Origin of the sequence: Alistipes sp. An66, assembly GCF_002161445.1 — a bacterium.
Classification (GTDB): domain Bacteria; phylum Bacteroidota; class Bacteroidia; order Bacteroidales; family Rikenellaceae; genus Alistipes; species Alistipes cottocaccae.
Genome location: NZ_NFHT01000005.1, coordinates 164037 through 181437 on the forward strand (window position 1 = coordinate 164037; position 17401 = coordinate 181437).

Here is a 17401-nt window from a genome sequence, read left to right on the forward strand (position 1 = left end):
AGTTCCCGCATGAAAAGACTCCTTACGCTCCTTTGCGCCGCGCTCTGCGGCGGACTCCTTCTGGCTTCGGCACAGCCGGCCGACGGACACCGCATCTCCCGTCCGGGGAGCTTCACCTTCGGACCCGCCACGACGATCGCCGCCGATGCGGCACTGGAACCGCTGGCCCGCTACCTGGCCGGATACCTCGGCTGCGCGATCCGCAACGACGTGACCGGCGACGGGGTCGTGGCGCTGACGCTCGACGCTGCTTCGGACGACGCGAGTCCGGAGGCTTACCGGCTGGAAATCACGCCGGAACACATCCGCATCGGAGGCTGCACTTACGGAGGTGCGTTCAACGGCGTTCAGGCGCTGCTGCGCCTCCTGCCGCCCGCGGTCTATGCCCGGCAGGGGCTGGCGTCGGGGACCGAAGTGGCCTGTGGCGTGATCGAGGATGCGCCGCGCTTCGCCTACCGGGGCATGATGCTCGACGTGGCGAGAACGTGGGTCGGACCGGCGGGAGTGATGCGTTATATAGACCTGCTTGCCTGCCACAATATCAATAAGTTGCACCTGCACCTCTCGGACGACGAAGGGTGGCGCATCGAGATCCGTTCGCATCCCGAACTGGCCGAGGTGGGCGGATTCCGCGGCGGAGACTCGCCCGTGAAGGCCGTATACGGCAAGTGGTCAGAGAAATACGGCGGTTACTTCACACAGGAGGAGATGCGCGGGCTGATCCGCTACGCCGCCGAGCGCAACATCGAGATCATCCCCGAAATCGACCTCCCGGGACACAGCCGCAACATCGCCTCGCTGCATCCCGAGATCCGCTGCAACTATCCGCCCGACACCGTCTCGACCAACGGCTACGACTACCGCTCGGCGTGGTGCGTGGCCCGTGAGGAGAACTACCGGCTGTTGGAGGATATTCTGGGCGAAATCTGCGAACTCTTCCCCTCGGAGTACATCCACGTGGGCGGCGACGAGGTTGACATGTCGCAGTGGAAACGCTGCCCCGACTGTCAGGCCCTGATGCGGCAGCGCGGCATGAATGATCCCCACCAGCTGGAAGACCTCTTCATGGAGCGCATGGCCGCCATCCTCGCCCGCCACGGCAAGCGTCCCGCCGTCTGGAACGAGGCCGTGCGCACGGGCGGCTTCACCCGCGAGAGCCGCGTACACGGCTGGGAGAGCGTCAAGGCGTGTCTCGACGCCACGGCAAAGGGGTATCAGACGATCGTCATGCCCGGCGAATACTTCTATTTCGACATGCGCCAGACGCCCCGTGAGGACGGACACGACTGGGCCGCCGTCTTCGACGCCCGCAAGGTCTACGGATTCGACTTCGCACGCGCCGGGTTCTCCGCGGAGCAGCTGCGGCATGTCGTCGGGTTGTCCGGGGCCTTTTGGAGCGAAGCCTACGTCTCGCACGAGCCCGAAAAGCCCGACTACCTCGACTATATGACCTTCCCGCGCATCTGCGCCCTTGCCCGCATCGCGTGGAGCGGCAACGACGAAGGCTGGGACGCCTATTACCGGGAGTTGAAGGAGCAACATTACCCGCGCATGGCCGCCATGGGGATCCGTTTCCGGTTGTTCCCGCCGAAGGTAGCCTATGCGGCCCCGAAGGCGGCGGGCGGCAGCGGCGTGCTCACCGTCACGTCCGAGGAGGGAACAGAGGTCTTCTACCTTGTGGACGGGTCCGACAGGGAGCACCGCTACACGGGCCCCGTCCGCACGGACCAACCCTGGAAATACCGCTTTTACACCCGCTACGGCACGGCACGGAGCCCCTATGCGGCCGATGATTCGCGCTGGCGGACGATCCGCCCGGCGCTGGTGATCGAGACCTCGATGGGCGAAAGTGAACGGTTTCCCTACACCAATGCCTCCACATATCGCGGGCTCGCACGAACCCGCCGCGCCTGTCGCCAGCAGGACTGGATCCTCTACACCTTTGAAAAGCCGGTTACATGCCGCGAAATGTTCCTGCAAACCGGAAACCGGCAGCTGCCCAAGACGATCATCACGACGGGGTATGCCGAAGTCTCCTATGACGGCGCGCGGTTCGAGCGTGCGGCCGAACTGGAAAAGGGGAGTGCGACGCTCCGTCCCGAGCGTCCCGTGAAGGCCGTGCGGATCGTCTCGACCTGCGACGACAACGGCACGCCCTACGTCACCATTCAGCCCCCGCAGGTGCTGCCGCGGTTATAGGCCGGCGGCAGGGTCGGTGGGGTACGGAAAAGGCGGAGCGGAGTGGTGAAAGGCGGCATCGGCATCGGGCGGGCAGAATGCGTGTGAGACCGGGATGCGGAGTGTCGGCAGGGTAGCCGGGATGTCGCGAAAAGAATCGTTGCCGGGGCCGGAGTGGGAACGGCGCGGAAAACGGACGAGCCAAAGTGGGAAGGGAAGGAACGGGGAGGGTAGGCGTGTCGCGCAAGCCGTCAGAAGTCGAAACGAAGCTGGATGCAATCGGTGCAGGCTTCGGGCGTGTTGCCCACCGTGAGTCCGATCAGGCGCACCTTCCGGCCGCGGAGATTCACCCCGGCAAGCAGCTCCTCGGCGATCCGGGCCAGCTGCATTTCGTCCTCGATCGCCGAGAGCAGCGTCTTCGAACGCGTGATCTGCCGGAAATTGTCGTATTTGAGTTTCAGAACCACCGTCTTGCCCCGGAATTCATGCCGCTGCAACCGCGCCCAGACCTCCTCCCGGACGCCGTCCAACTCCTGTTGCAGGCGCAGCCGGTCGTCGATGTCCTCGGCGAAGGTCGTCTCGGCGCCCAGCGACTTGCGGACCCGGTTCGGCGTGACGGCCCGGTTGTCGATTCCCCGTGCATAGCCGTAGTAGGCATGGCCCGCCTTCCCGAACTGGTGCACGAGCGCCGACTCCTCCCATTGCCGCAGGTCTGCTCCCGTACGGATCCCCAGGCGGTGCATCCGCTCGGCCGTCACCGCCCCGATCCCGAAAAAGCGTTCGACGGGAAGCGTCGCCACGAACGACTCGATCTCGGCAGGGGCGATGGTGAAGAGCCCGTCGGGCTTGCGGTAGTCCGAGGCGATCTTCGCCAGCATCTTGTTCACCGAGACGCCCGCCGAAGCCGTGAGGTGCGTCTCGGCGAGGATCCGCGCCTTGATCTCCCGGGCTACGAGCGTCGCCGAACGCACGTGCGAGACATCCAGAAAGGCCTCGTCCAGCGACAGCGGCTCGACCAGATCCGTATATTCGCGGAAGATGGCGCGGATCTGCTGCGAAACCGCCTTGTAGACCTCGAAACGCGCCGGAATGAAGATCAGATCGGGGCACAGCCGTCTGGCGACGGTCGACGAAAGCGCCGAATGCACGCCGTAGGGGCGGGCTTCGTAGCTGGCCGTAGCCACCACGCCCCGCGGTCCGTCGTGTCCCACGGCGATCGGACGTCCCCGCAGCGCCGGGTTGTCGCGCTGCTCCACCGCGGCAAAGAAGGCGTCCATGTCGATATGTATGATCTTGCGCTGCGGCATCGTCGGTTTCGGTTTATTCTTTTACAAGTTATTGCAGCCGGGCAGGCCGAAAAGCGGGTAATCGGGGACCGCAGCCGCAACTACCGGGCCATCTGCCGCCCGATCCACGCCATCAGCACCTCCACGACATACGCCTGTTCGGCCTCCGTCAGCGGACGGCCCGCCGGGATGCCGTGCCACTTGGCGAGACATCCCCGGCAGCAGCACCCCGTGGCGTGCTGCGCCACGAAGACCGGATGCCCCCGCATCGGGGTCTGACGCCCGTCGTTGGGCGGGAAGGCCGGGGCGAGCCGCTGTCGGACAAAATCCCCGGCATGCTGCCGGATCGTTGCAAGGCCCTTCGCCGCGATATAGTCCAGCTCCGTCGTCCGCAGTCGGAAGCGGCTCCGGAACGCCGACCGGGAGAGACGTTCGAAAAGAGCGCCCAATGCTTCGGCCGGAAGTGCCGGCACAGACTCTTCTGCCAATACCGAAGACCGCCCCGCCTCCGGAGACGGAGCGGCGGGGCAGTCGGCAAAGAGTTCGGGATCAGGTGCAACCCTCCGTTTCATGGTCCCAGTTTCGTGCGGCGGGGACTCCGTCAGTCGATGAACCGCACCTTCGACTCGTCGCGCGGTTTGGCCTCCGGCGACTCGTCCGGATAGCCTACACCGATGGCATAGAGCAGTTTGTAATCCTCCGGCAGGCCCAGTTTTTCCAGGTAGGGTGCGGCTTCGGGCGCATCCGTCATGAAGCGCGTCGGGCCGCCCAGGCAGCAGGTGCCCAGCCCCAGCGACTGCGCCGCGAGAAGCATGTTCTCACCCAACAATCCGCAATCCAGCTGTCCGCTGCCGTCCGCCGGCGAGGCGATGAAGATCACCGCCGGGGCGTTGCGGAACATGTTCCTGAAATTCGGGTCCTCGGCAGCCTTCGGGTTGGCCCTCGTGTAGAGCGCCGTCAGACCGTCGATGTAGGCCGCGTCGTCCACCACGCGGACCGCCCACGGCTGTTTGTTCAGTCCGCTCGGGGCATTGATGCCGCATTTCACGATCAGTTCGAGTTTCTCCCGCTCGACGGGTTGCGCCGTGTACTTGCGGATGCTCCGACGTGCCAGAATCGTCTCGATCACCGCATTCTCCCCCGCGGGGGATGTCTCCGGCTGCGAACCGCCCTGCGGCGCGCAGCCCGTCATGGCCAGCAACCCGGCGCACAGCCAGGCCATTTTCCGTGCATTCATAAGGTCTCTTTTTTTGTGTCGCCTAAAATTACGCATAAAAACTGATTCGGAAAAGCGTTGGCCCGCTTTTTTTGTCCCGAAGCGGGGAGGACGGGTCCGGCACCCTTCAAAAAACCGCAAAAAAAGGGCCGCCCCGGGGCGGCCCTTCCTCCGTAATCGCTCTCCGGACTCCGGTCAGGCACGGACCGTGGCCCCGCAGCGCTGCTCGAACTGCCGCGCGAGGTTCGTCATCACGCGCTCGATCGTCTTGTCGTCGAGCGTGCGGCTCTTGTCTTCCAGCACGAAGCTCAACGCATAGGACTTCTTCCCCTCGGGGAGCTTGTCGCCCTCGTAGACGTCGAACAGCGAAACGCTCTTCAGGAGCTTCCGCTCCGTTGCGAAGGCCGTCTCACGCAGCTGCGCAAAGGTCGTCTGCCGATCCACCAGCAGCGCCAGGTCGCGTTTTACCTCCGGATATTTCGACAGCTCCCCGGCTGCGATCTTCTGTTTCTTCGTCGACTTCACCAGCGCATCGAAGTTCAGTTCCAGGTAGTAGACCTCCTGCTTGACATCCATGCGGCGGCGGATCTTCGGGGCAACCGTACCGATCTGCATCAGCGGCTTGCCGTTCAGTTCCACCGAGAGGCCCTCGCCGAAGAGATCGCTCTGCAACGGTTCGCTCTTCAAGGCGTAGATGTCCAGCCCGAAGCGGCGCAGCAGCTTTTCGGCAACGGCGCGCAGCGTGAAGAACGACGCCTTTTCGGGTTTCGTGTTCCACGACTGGGGCTCGGTCGTGCCCGTCACGGCCACCGCCAGCCGGTACTCCTCGGAGTAGGCCGCCAGGCGGTTCTCCTCCGTGCGCTTCGCGGCGTCGTAGAAGTAGCAGTTGCCGAACTCGTAGAGCATCAGATCGCCGTTCTTGTGGTTGATGTTCAGCGCAACGGCCTCCATCATGTTGAACAGCAGCGTCTGGCGCATGACGTTCAGGTCCGCGCTCAACGGATTCAGGATCCGCACGCACCGATCAGCCGGGTACGACGTCAGGCCGTCGTAGTAGGAGCCCTTCGTCAGCGAGTTCGACATGATCTCCGTGAAGCCGTTGGCCGTCAGGAAGTCCGCCGCCAGGTTCATCAGCTTCGGACGGTCGGGTTTCGGCGCGTAGGAGAGCGTCGAGCGAACCCGCGCGGGGATCTCCACGTTGTTGTAGCCGTAGATGCGCAGGATCTCCTCCACGAGGTCCGCCTCACGCTGCACGTCCACCCGGTAGGGCGGCACGGCCACCGTCAGCACGTCGCCCTGCTCCGAAAGAACCTTCACATCCAGTGCAGCGAGGATCGTGCGGATCGTCTCCTCGGGAATCTCCTTGCCGATCAGCATCCGGGCCCGCGAAAGCGAGAAGCCGAAGACGAAATCCGCGGCCGGCTGCGGACACAGGTCCGTGATGTCGCTCGAAATCGTACCTCCGGCCAGCTCCTTCATCAGCAGCGCGGCCCGCATCGCGGCGTAGACCTGCAAGTTCGGATCCACGCCCCGCTCGAAGCGGAACGACGAGTCGGTATTCAGCCCGAAGCGTTTGGCCGTCTTGCGCACCCAAACCGGGTTGAAGCAGGCACTCTCGATGAAGACGTTGGTCGTCGTGTCGCTGATGCCCGAATCCAAACCGCCGAAAACCCCAGCAATGCACATCGGGCGCTCGGCCGAGCAGATCATCAGGTCGCGCTCCGTGAGTTTGCGCTCCACGCCGTCCAGCGTCACGAACGGAGTTCCCTCGGCGCAGGTGCGGACCACCACCTCGCGTCCCTCGATCTTGTCGGCGTCGAAGGCGTGCAGCGGCTGGCCCAGCTCGAACAGGACGAAGTTCGTGATGTCCACCAGATTGTTCTTCGGGTTGATGCCCGCGGCGCGCAGACAGTTCTGCATCCATTCCGGCGAAGGGCCGATCTTGCAGCCCGTGACCGTCACGCCCGCATAGCGAGGGCAGGCCTCCGTGTTCTCGACCCGGATCTTCACCTCCAGGTCGTGGTTGTCCGCGGCGAAGGCCGATACATCCGGCCACCGTACCTCGGCAGCCTCGCCCCGGCTCCGCAGCCATGCCGCCAGGTCGCGCGCCACGCCGATATGCGACGCCGCATCCACGCGGTTGGGCGTCAGGCCGATCTCGATCAGGTAGTCGTCCTCGACGTGCAGGTACTCGCGGGCGCTCATGCCCACGGGGGCATCCGCCGGAAGCTCCATGATCCCCGCGTGCGACGTCCCGATGCCGAGTTCATCCTCGGCGCAGAGCATGCCCAGCGACTCCACGCCGCGGATCTTCGAGCGCTTGATCTTGAACTCCTCGTCGCCGCCGTTGGGGTAGAGCACCGCGCCGATCTTCGCGCAGAGCACTTTCAGCCCGGCCCGGCAGTTCGCGGCCCCGCAGACGATCCGCAGCGGTTCGCCCTCGCCGACGTCCACCGTCGTGACGTGCAGGTGGTCCGAATCCGGGTGGTCCTCACACGTCAGCACCTCGCCGACCACGACCCCCGCAAGACCGCCCTTCACGGTCTCGATCTTCTCGAAGCCCTCGACCTCCAGGCCGATATCCGTAAGCACCTCGGCGATCCGCTCGGCCGGAAGGTCCGTCGCGAGGTAGCGTTTGAGCCAGTTGTACGAAATATTCATATCGTCGAATTTTGAATTTGCAGACAATCATGCAAAAGTAGTAATTTTTCCCGAAAGTACGTCCGTTTCGCCCCGTGATTTCTCGTTCCGCCGCCCTTTATATACAGGTACCGAAAATAATTCGTAAAAAATTTGCATTTTCCGGCCCGGCGTTTTATATTTGCAAAAAGCTAATCGGAAACATGCTTCGGAATTTCAACATACAGACTTGGTGGTGGCACCCGTTGACGCTCGTGAACAATGAGTGCGCCCCGTCGCGTGTATGGTAAGGCCGAATCGAATACACCCCGCAAGCCCGTTGTTTACGAAACAGTAAGCAGCGGGCTTTTTCTTGTCCGGATACGCAAGACATCAAATAACTCAAATTTCCAAACGCCATGAACACGAAAAAATTCTGCCTCGCCGAGAACCAGATGCCCACCCAATGGTACAACATCGTGGCCGACATGCCCACGAAACCCCTCCCGCCGCTCGATCCCGCAACCAAACGCCCCGTCACCAAGGAGCAGATGTCGGCCATCTTCGCCGAGGAACTCATCGACCAGGAGATGTCCACCCAGCGTTTCATCGACATCCCCGAGGAGGTGCAGGAGATCTACAAGATCTGGCGTCCGACGCCGCTGGTGCGCGCTACGGGTCTCGAAAAGGCCCTCGACACCCCGGCGAAGATCTATTTCAAGAACGAAAGCGTCTCCCCGGCCGGATCCCACAAGCCCAATACCGCCGTGCCGCAGGCCTACTACAACTACAAGCAGGGTATCAAGCACCTGACCACCGAGACCGGCGCCGGGCAGTGGGGGGCCTCGATCGCCTTCGCCGCGAAGCACTTCGGCATCGACCTGCGGGTCTTCATGGTCCGCGTCAGCTACGACCAGAAGCCCTACCGGCGGCTGATGATGAACACCTGGGGCGCCGAGTGCGTGGCTTCGCCCTCGATGCTCACCGAATCGGGCCGCGCCGTCCTCGAACGCGACCCGGCGTGCTCGGGAAGCCTCGGGCTGGCGATTTCGGAGGCCGTCGAGATGGCGCTCCGCCGCCCCGAAGACACGCGCTACTGCCTGGGCAGCGTCCTGAACCACGTGCTGCTGCACCAGACCGTCATCGGGCAGGAGGCCGTCACGCAGATGGAGATGGCCGACGCCGAACCCGACATCGTGATCGGCTGCTTCGGCGGCGGCAGCAACTTCGCCGGTATCGGATTCCCGTTCCTGCGCAGGAACTTCGTCGAGGGCAAGCGGATCCGCGTCGTGGCCGTCGAGCCGTCGAGCTGCCCGAAGCTCACCCGCGGGCAGTTCCAGTACGATTTCGGGGATGTCGCCGGATACACGCCCCTGATCCCGATGTACACCCTCGGGCACGACTTCCAGCCCTCGGACATCCACGCCGGAGGCCTCCGCTACCACGGCGCCGGGTCGATCGTCAGCCAGCTGCTCAAAGACGGCCTGATCGAGGCGCAGTCGGTGCCGCAGGTCGAGACCCTCGCCGCCGGGGTGCTCTTCGCCCAGACCGAAGGGATCATCCCCGCCCCGGAATCGACGCACGCCATCGCCGCGGCGATCCGCGAGGCGCAGAAGGCCAGGGAGGAGGGGACGCCGAAGACCATCCTCTTCAACCTTTCGGGAACGGGTGTCATCGACCTCTTCGCCTACGAGCAGTATCTGGCCGGCGTGCTGAAAGACTATACGCCGTCCGATGAAGAGATCGCAAAGACGGTCAACCGGTTGGAGAAGCTGATTTGAAGCATCGGTTGAAGCAATGGAAGGGGCGGGCCGCCGGATGAGGTCCGCTCCTTCGTTTTTTTTCGAAAAACCCTGTTTTTGAGCCTTTTCGGGCGAAATTGTTTGGTCCGATCGAGAAAAATCCTTATCTTTGAATGAACCCGAGCATTTTACAAACTCAAACGAATCAGCCTATGAAACGTTTTTATCTGCTGGCACTCGCTGCCACCCTTGCCTTTACAGGCTGCAAGAAGGACGATGGTGACCCCCGTCCCGAAAACCTGACCATCGCGAAGACCGAATATGCGTTTGACGCCGTCGAAAATCGGACCGCAACGGTTTCGTTCTCCGCCCCGGCCGACTGGACGCTTTCGGTCGTGTACGACGATGCCGAATCCACGGCCAACTGGCTGACTGTCACGCCCGCGAGCGGTACGGCCGGCGAACAGACCGTCGAACTGTCGGCCGCCTGCAATACGCACACCGCCTCCCGCACGGCCTTTGTGGATGTCGTCTGCGGGGAGCAGCAGGTGCGGCTGACCGTCACCCAGGCAGCTGCCGATGCTCTGGAGCTGATCATCGAGCAGACCGAATATGCGCTTGACGCCGTCGAGGAGCGGACCGCAACGGTCGCGTTTACCGCCGCGGCCGACTGGACGCTTTCGGTCGTGTACGACGATGCCGAATCCTCGGCCGACTGGCTCTCCGTCACGCCCATGAGCGGTACGGCCGGCGAACAGACCGTCGAACTGTCGGCCGCCCGCAATTTCCGGGCATCGGACCGCACGGCTTATGCCGATCTGGTCTGCGGGGAGCAGAGCGTGCGGCTGACCGTCACCCAGACGGCGGCATCCGAGGTTGTGGATTTCACCGCCCAGTTCGACCCGGACTTTGCAAAGAAGTTGCAGGAACTGGGGCATATCTCTGATGCGGAAAATATCACGTCGGCTGACATGGAAAAGATAGCCGCAATCACCTCTCTGGACGTTGCGGGGAGCTATGACAATCCCGGTACGCTTACCTCTCTGCGAGGGATTGAGTATTTCGAATCGCTGACGTTCTTGAAGTGCGACTACAATTCGTTGGAGTTGCTGGATGTCAGCGAGAACACGGCGCTGACGTTCTTGAAGTGCGACTCCAATCAGTTGACGACGCTGGATGTCAGCGCGAACACGGCGCTGACGTATTTGTACTGCCACTCCAATCAGTTGACGACGCTGGATGTGAGCGCGAACACGGCGCTGACGACGTTGTCCTGCTCCTCCAATTCGTTGACGAAGCTGGATGTTAGACAGAATACAGAGCTGATGAATTTGTCCTGCTCCTCCAATTCGTTGACGTCGCTGGATGTGAGCCGAAATACGGCATTGACGGGTTTGTGGTGCGAATCCAATCAGTTGACGGAGCTGAATGTCAGCGCGAACACGGCACTGACGCAGTTGCACTGCGGCAGCAATCAGTTGACGGAGCTGGATGTTAGACAGAATACGGCGTTGACAGGGTTGTGGTGCTACGACAATCAGTTGACGGAGCTGGATATCAGCCGGAATACGGCGCTGACGTATTTGCACTGCGGCAGCAATCAGTTGACGTCGCTGGATGTGCGCGCGAATACGGCACTGACGCATTTGACCTGCAGCTACAATCAGTTGACGAAGTTGGATGTGCGCGCGAACACGGCGCTGACGGATTTGTACTGCTTCTCCAATCAGTTGACATCGCTGGATATCAGCCGGAACACGGTGTTGACAGAGTTGAGCTGCTCTGACAATCCTGGAGACGGGGAGTCGACATTCCCGGTCACGGTCTGGTTTGACAACGAGACAGTGCCGGAAGGTTTGAATGTATACTCATCGAGTTGGACGTACGGCGGCAAGACCATCACCATCGACTTCCGGAAGGCGGAATAACCCGTCCTGCACCACAAAAAAACAGGCCTGTCCTTTGACGAGACAGGCCTGTTTTCATATCCGCCCTTCTTCTTTTACCGCGAGCCGAGCCACAGGAAGACCATACCTACCAGAATGAAGGCCAGATCGACGGCCTTCGAGCGCAGGTTCCGCTCGTGGAACAGCATCGCACCGCACAGGAACGATACCACGACCGATCCCCGCCGGATCATCGAGACGATCGAGATCATGGCATCCGGCTCCTGCAAGGCGTAGAGATAGGCGAAGTCGGCCAGCGTCAGGAAAACCGAAATCAGCGGGATGGCCCAGCTCCACCGGAACGGCGTCGTGCGGCCCCGCCGCGGCAGCCACAGCACGGCGACCACCACCGACATCATCAGGAACTGGTACAAGTTGTACCAGCTCTGCACGAAAACCGGGTCGAGGCGCGTCATGATGTATTTGTCGTAGAGCCCGCTCACGGCCCCCGTGACGGCCGCCAGCGCAATGAAGAGAATCCAGAGGTTGTGGGTGAAGTCGACCCCCTCGCGGCGGGAAGACCGGCTCAACAGAAACAGCGACACCAGAGCCAGCGCCACACCGATCCACTGGCAGGCGTTGAGCCGTTCGCCGAAGAAGAGGAATGCTCCGACGAGCACCATGACGGGCCGCGTGGCGTTGATCGGGCCCACGATCGTGATCGGCAGGTGCTTCATGCCGAAGTAGCCGAAGATCCACGACGTGAGGACGATCACCGATTTGAGGATCACCAGTCCGTGGGCCGTGGCGGTGCCGGGCGAGGCGGCGAGCACCGTGCCGTCGAACCATCCCAGGCCGAACTCCGCGGAGAGGATCGCCGGGACGAAAAACAGCGTCGAGAAGAGCGTATTGAGCAGCAGTACCGGAAGCACGGCGTTTCCGGTCAGGGCCTTTTTCTTGGCAACGTCATACAGGCCGAGCAGCGCGGCCGAGGTAAAGGCAAGGGTCAGCCACATGGTTGAGAAAGATTTCGTTCGTTACGTAAGAAAAGCAAGGAAGGCGGCTTCGGGGCCGCCTTCGTTGGGATGAAATGGTCGTTTACTTGATTTCGTCGCTGTAAACCGCACCCGGAAGGTCGTGGAGGTTGTAGCGCGAGGCCATCGACATGCCGTAGGCTCCGGCCGACTTGATCGTCAGCAGGTCGCCCCGCTGCGTCGTGCGCAGCGTCACGTTCTCGTCGAAGACGTCCGTCGATTCGCAGGCCGTGCCCACGACCGTATATTTCGTTCGCGGAGCGTCGTCCGCCGCCGTGATGTTCTCGATGTTGTGGTACGAACCGTACAGGGCCGGGCGGATCAGCTCGGTCATCGAGGCGTCGACGATCAGCAGCCGCCGTCCCGTAGCCGTCGTCTTGTTGAACAGCACCGTCGTGATCAGCTCGCCGCACTCGGCGACGATCGAACGCCCGAACTCGAAGTGAACCTCCCGGTCGCCGACGCACAGGTGGTTGTGCACGATCGAGAACAACGACGCGAAGTTCGGGATCGGCTCGTTCTCCGGAACGTCGTAGTTCACGCCCAGACCGCCGCCCACGTCGACGAACCGCAGCTCGAAACCGAGCTTTTCCAGATTCTCGACGATGACGTTCACCTTGTTGCACATGTTCTCGAAGACGTGCAGCTCGCGGATCTGCGAACCGATGTGCAGGTGCAGACCGATGATGCGGATGTGCGTCAGCGCGCGGATCTCCCCGGCGTGTTCGAGCACCTCCTCATACGAAATGCCGAACTTGCTGTCGGCCTGTCCCGTGTCGATGCAGTGGTTCGTCTTCGGGTCGATGTCCGGGTTGATGCGCAGCGCAACATCCGTCGTCTTGCCCATTTCGGCCGAGAAGCGGTCGATGAGTTCCAGCTCCTGGATCGACTCGCAGTTGATCGCCAGAATCTCCTGCTCGATGGCGTAGCGGAGCTCCTTGTCCCGTTTTCCGACGCCCGCATAGACGATCCCCTTCGGGTCGAAGCCCGCCTCGATCGCCTTCCGGAGCTCGTTGCCGCTCGCACAGTCGATGCCCAGACCGTATTCGCGGATGATCCCCAGCAGGTGGTCGTCGTAGTTCGCCTTGATGGCGTAGTGCACCTTGTAGCCGTACTTGTTCGACTCCGATACGACGCTTTCCAGCGTCTGGCGCAGCAACGCCGTGTCGTAAAGATAGAACGGGGTCTCGTAGCCCCGGAGTTTCGATGCGATCTGTCTGCTCAACATAACTGCCTGAATTTTCCCTGTGGTTTCAGTTCGCAAATGTATGTATTATTAATTATTTTTACAAATCCTCCGGCCCGGAATCCCTTTACTATTCAAAATATTTCCTATCTTTGCGTGAGATTTTACACGCTTGTATGAAAAATATCCGCAACTTCTGCATCATAGCCCATATCGACCACGGGAAATCGACCCTCGCAGACCGCCTGCTGGAAAAGACCAATACCCTGAACCAGCGCGAAATGCAGTCGCAGGTCCTCGATGACATGGAGCTCGAACGCGAAAAGGGAATCACCATCAAGAGCCACGCCATCCAGATGGAGTACACGGCCCGCGACGGCGAACGCTATACGCTCAACCTGATCGACACCCCGGGACACGTCGACTTCTCCTACGAGGTCTCGCGCGCCATCGCCTCGTGCGAGGGCGCCCTGCTCGTCGTCGACGCCACGCAGGGCATCCAGGCACAGACCATCTCGAACCTCTACCTCGCCGTCGGACACGACCTCGAAATCATCCCCGTGCTGAACAAGATCGACATGGAATCCGCCATGATCGACGAGGTCAAGGACCAGGTCATCGACCTGATCGGATGCAGGGAGGAGGATATCCTGCTCGCCTCGGGAAAAACCGGACTCGGCATCGAGGAGGTCCTCGAAGCCATCGTGCAGCGCATCCCCGCACCCAAAGGCGATGAAAACGCCCCGTTGCAGGCCCTGATCTTCGACTCGGTGTTCAACCCCTTCCGCGGCATCATCGCCTATTTCCGCGTCTTCAACGGAACCATCCGGAAGGGCGACCACGTCAAGTTCTTCAACACCGGAAGCGAATACGACGCCGACGAAGTGGGCGTGCTCAAACTCAAAATGCAGCCCCGCGACGAGATCCGCGCCGGAGACGTCGGCTATATCTGCTCGGGAATCAAAACCTCGTCGGACGTCAAGGTCGGCGATACGATCACCTCGGTGGCAAACCCCGCGCAGGAGGCCATCGCCGGATTCGAGGACGTCAAACCCATGGTCTTCGCCGGCGTCTATCCCGTCGAGGCCGACCAGTACGAAGACCTGCGCGCCTCGCTCGAAAAGTTGCAGCTCAACGACGCCTCGCTCACCTTCGAGCCCGAAAGCTCGCTCGCCCTCGGATTCGGATTCCGCTGCGGATTCCTCGGACTGCTCCACATGGAGATCATCCAGGAGCGCCTCTACCGCGAATTCGACATGGACGTCATCACCACCGTGCCCAACGTCTCCTACCGCGTCACCACCACGCAGGGCGACGTCCTGGAGGTCCACAACCCCTCGGGACTGCCCGAAATCACCAAAATCGCCAAGATCGAGGAGCCCTACATCCTCGCGCAGATCATCACCAAGTCCGAATTCCTCGGCAACGTCATCAAACTCTGCATCGACAAGCGCGGCGTGATGAAAAACCAGACCTTCATCACCCAGGACCGCGTCGAGGTCAACTTCGACATGCCCCTCTCGGAGATCGTCTTCGACTTCTACGACAAGTTGAAGAGCATCTCCAAAGGATACGCCTCGTTCGACTACCACCGCACGGGATTCCAGCTCTCGAAACTCGTCAAACTCGATATTCTGCTGAACGGCGAACCCGTCGACGCCCTCTCGTCGCTCACCTACACCGACCATGCCTACGACTTCGGACGCAAGATGTGCGAGAAACTCAAAGAGCTCATCCCGCGCCAGCAGTTCGACATCGCCATACAGGCCGCCATCGGCGCCAAAATCATCGCCCGCGAGACGGTCAAGGCCGTGCGCAAGGACGTTACGGCCAAGTGCTACGGCGGCGACATCTCCCGCAAGCGCAAGCTGCTCGAAAAACAGAAGAAGGGCAAGAAGCGCATGCGTCAGATCGGCAACGTCGAAGTCCCGCAGTCGGCATTCCTCGCCGTCCTGAAAATGGATTGAGCCGCAAACCCGCACGACGGAACAAAAACTCCGTGTTGAAAATGGATTGAGATTCTGGAAAAATGAAGAAAACCATCATCGACCTCTTCGAGGCCTCCGTCGACAAGTACGGCGGCAAGACCTTCCTGCTCGAAAAACGACACCACAAGTTCGAGCCCACGACCTATGCCGAAACCCGTGAACTGGCCCTCGAAGTCGGCGCCGGCCTCGTCTCCGTCGGTATCCGGCCGAAGGACAAGGTCGCCATCCTCGCCGAAGGATCCAACGCCTGGATCATCTCCGAACTCGGACTCTTCTACGCGGGAGCCATCAGCGTGCCCCTCTCGGTAAAGCTCGAAGAGTCGAACGACCTCCTGTTCCGGCTGCGCCACGCCGAGGTCAAGGCGATCTTCGTCTCGAAGTACCAGCTGCCCAAGATCCGCCGCATCCGCGCCGAACTCCCGCAGATCGAGCACGTCATCGTCCTCGGACACATTCCCCTCGAAACCGGGGAGACCGCCTACGGAACCCTGCGCCGGCTCGGCCGCGACTACCTCTCGAAGCACAAGGAGGAGTTTTTGAAGATCGGGCAGGCCATTCAGAACGACGACTACGCCACGATCACCTACACCTCCGGGACCACGGCCGACCCGAAGGGCGTCGTCCTCACGCACCGCAACTACACGGCCAATGTCGAGCAGTCGCTCTCGCGCATCGACATCCCGTCCTACTACCGCACGCTGATCATCCTGCCGCTGGACCACTGCTTCGCCCACGTCGTCGGATTCTACATCATGATCGCCTGCGGCGCCTCGGTCGCCACGGTCCAGATCGGCAAAACCCCGATGGAGACCCTCAAAAACATCCCGCTGAACATCCGCGAGGTGCAGCCCCATTTTCTGTTGTCGGTCCCGGCGCTGGCCAAGAATTTCCGCAAGAACATCGAAAACTCGATCCGCACCAAAGGCGCCTTCACGGAGAAGTTCTTCCGCCTTGCGCTCAAAGTCGGCTATGCCTACAACGCCGACGGGTACAGCCGCGGTAAAGGGTGGCGCTGTCTGCTGCGGCCCTTCGTCTCGCTCTTCGACGCCGTGCTCTTCCGCAAGGTCCGCGAGGCGTTCGGCGGCTGCATGAAGTTCTTCGTCGGCGGCGGAGCGCTGCTCGACGCCGAATTGCAGCGCTTCTTCTATGCCATCGGCATCCCGATGTTCCAGGGATACGGGCTCTCGGAGGCCACGCCCGTCATCTCGACCAACTCGCCGAAATACCACTGGCACCGCTTCGGGTCGTCGGGCAAGATCCTCATCCCGCTCGACCTGAAAATCCTCGACGAGGAGGGGCGCGAGATGCCCCGCGGCCAAAAGGGCGAGATCGTCATCCGCGGCGAGAACGTCATGGCCGGATACTGGAAGAACCCCGAAGCCACGGCCGAAACCGTCCGCGACGGATGGCTCCACACGGGCGACATGGGCTACGTCTCGCAGGACGAGTTCCTCTATGTGCTGGGGCGGTTCAAGAGCCTGCTGATCGCCTCGGACGGCGAGAAGTACAGCCCCGAGGGAATGGAGGAGTCGATCGTCGACAAGTCGCCGTTCATCGACCAGATCATCATTCACAACAACCAGAATCCCTTCACGGGGGCGATCGTCGTTCCGAATGCCGAAGCGTTGCGGCGCGAACTCGACCAGCGCAAGACCGTGGGGGAGGAGCGCCCGGCCGCCGCGGCCCGCATCCTTGCCGCCGAGATCGACAAGTACCGGGCAGGAGGCGTGTTCGCCGGGGAATTCCCGGAGCGCTGGCTGCCGGCGGGGCTGGCGATCGTCGACGAGGCCTTCACCGAGCAGAACGGGCTGGTGAACAGCACGATGAAGATCGTACGGTCGAAAGTCGAGGAGCGTTTCCGCGAGCGGTTGGAGTATCTCTACTCACCGGACGGGAAGCAGGTGGAAAATTCTGAAAATCTGAAAGCTCTGAAAAAATTGCTCGGATGAGGCATTTTTCGGGGCGGGAAAACTTGTCAATTCAAAAATTCGGAGTATCTTTGTACTCCGTAACGCGGAAATAGCTCAGTCGGTAGAGCATCAGCTTCCCAAGCTGAGGGTCGCGGGTTCGAATCCCGTTTTCCGCTCCAAGACAACAGGGAGAGCCAAAAGGTTCTCCCTGTTGTCTTGAATTTTGCGGACGGAGGAATTCGCCGCCCGCGGCCCTCGACGCCCCTTTCAGGGGCCGGGGGTGTCGACAAACAATCGCGGAACCGCTCGCGTGAAACGCGAGTTCGAATCCCGTTTTCCGCTCCAAGAGGGAGGGA

General features: G+C 61.7%; 11 protein-coding genes and 1 tRNA gene. 6 read left to right on the forward strand and 6 right to left on the reverse strand.

Annotation, left to right across the window (positions count from 1 at the left end; translation table 11 throughout):
• Positions 1-9 precede the first annotated feature (9 nt).
• A complete protein-coding gene (locus B5G16_RS05615) occupies positions 10-2199 on the forward strand; it encodes a beta-N-acetylhexosaminidase (protein ID WP_087262066.1) in 2190 nt (729 codons plus the stop codon).
• A 230-nt stretch (positions 2200-2429) separates the two neighbouring features.
• On the opposite strand, the gene dinB is transcribed toward B5G16_RS05615, so the two are convergent.
• From dinB to pheT, 4 genes are all read right to left on the reverse strand, one after another.
• The gene (gene dinB, locus B5G16_RS05620) at positions 2430-3485 is read right to left on the reverse strand and encodes a DNA polymerase IV (protein WP_087262068.1); all 1056 of its coding nucleotides are present in this window, start codon (positions 3483-3485) and stop codon (positions 2430-2432) included.
• Positions 3486-3565: 80 nt separating this feature from the next.
• Positions 3566-4036: a DUF4186 domain-containing protein gene (locus B5G16_RS05625; RefSeq protein WP_087262069.1), complete on the reverse strand. Its 471-nt coding sequence runs from the start codon at positions 4034-4036 to the stop codon at positions 3566-3568.
• Between the two features lie 29 nt (positions 4037-4065).
• Complete coding sequence (locus B5G16_RS05630; RefSeq protein ID WP_087262071.1) at positions 4066-4701, reverse strand: nitroreductase family protein; 636 nt, start codon at positions 4699-4701, stop codon at positions 4066-4068.
• Between the two features lie 174 nt (positions 4702-4875).
• Positions 4876-7341: a phenylalanine--tRNA ligase subunit beta gene (gene pheT, locus B5G16_RS05635; protein ID WP_087262073.1), complete on the reverse strand. Its 2466-nt coding sequence runs from the start codon at positions 7339-7341 to the stop codon at positions 4876-4878.
• Between the two features lie 377 nt (positions 7342-7718).
• Here pheT and B5G16_RS05640 point away from each other — a divergent pair, with 377 nt between their 5' ends.
• Positions 7719-9080, forward strand: a complete 1362-nt coding sequence (locus B5G16_RS05640; protein WP_087262075.1) for a TrpB-like pyridoxal phosphate-dependent enzyme — start codon at positions 7719-7721, stop codon at positions 9078-9080.
• Between the two features lie 173 nt (positions 9081-9253).
• Positions 9254-10969: a BACON domain-containing protein gene (locus B5G16_RS05645; protein ID WP_162612027.1), complete on the forward strand. Its 1716-nt coding sequence runs from the start codon at positions 9254-9256 to the stop codon at positions 10967-10969.
• A gap of 74 nt (positions 10970-11043) precedes the next feature.
• Here B5G16_RS05645 and B5G16_RS05650 read toward each other — a convergent pair whose 3' ends face one another.
• Together B5G16_RS05650 and lysA are read right to left on the reverse strand one after the other, a co-directional pair.
• Entirely contained in the window at positions 11044-11943 is a 900-nt protein-coding gene (locus B5G16_RS05650) for a DMT family transporter (protein ID WP_087262079.1), read from the reverse strand.
• Between the two features lie 82 nt (positions 11944-12025).
• Positions 12026-13189, reverse strand: coding sequence for a diaminopimelate decarboxylase (lysA, locus tag B5G16_RS05655; protein ID WP_087262082.1), 1164 nt, complete (start codon positions 13187-13189; stop codon positions 12026-12028).
• Positions 13190-13323: 134 nt separating this feature from the next.
• On the opposite strand from lysA, the gene lepA reads away from it, so the two are divergent.
• From lepA to B5G16_RS05670, 3 genes are all read left to right on the forward strand, one after another.
• Positions 13324-15114, forward strand: a complete 1791-nt coding sequence (lepA, locus tag B5G16_RS05660; RefSeq protein WP_087262085.1) for a translation elongation factor 4 — start codon at positions 13324-13326, stop codon at positions 15112-15114.
• A 62-nt stretch (positions 15115-15176) separates the two neighbouring features.
• Positions 15177-17084, forward strand: coding sequence for an AMP-dependent synthetase/ligase (locus B5G16_RS05665; RefSeq protein WP_087262087.1), 1908 nt, complete (start codon positions 15177-15179; stop codon positions 17082-17084).
• A gap of 64 nt (positions 17085-17148) precedes the next feature.
• Positions 17149-17224: transfer RNA gene (locus tag B5G16_RS05670), tRNA-Gly, on the forward strand.
• Positions 17225-17401: the final 177 nt, after the last annotated feature.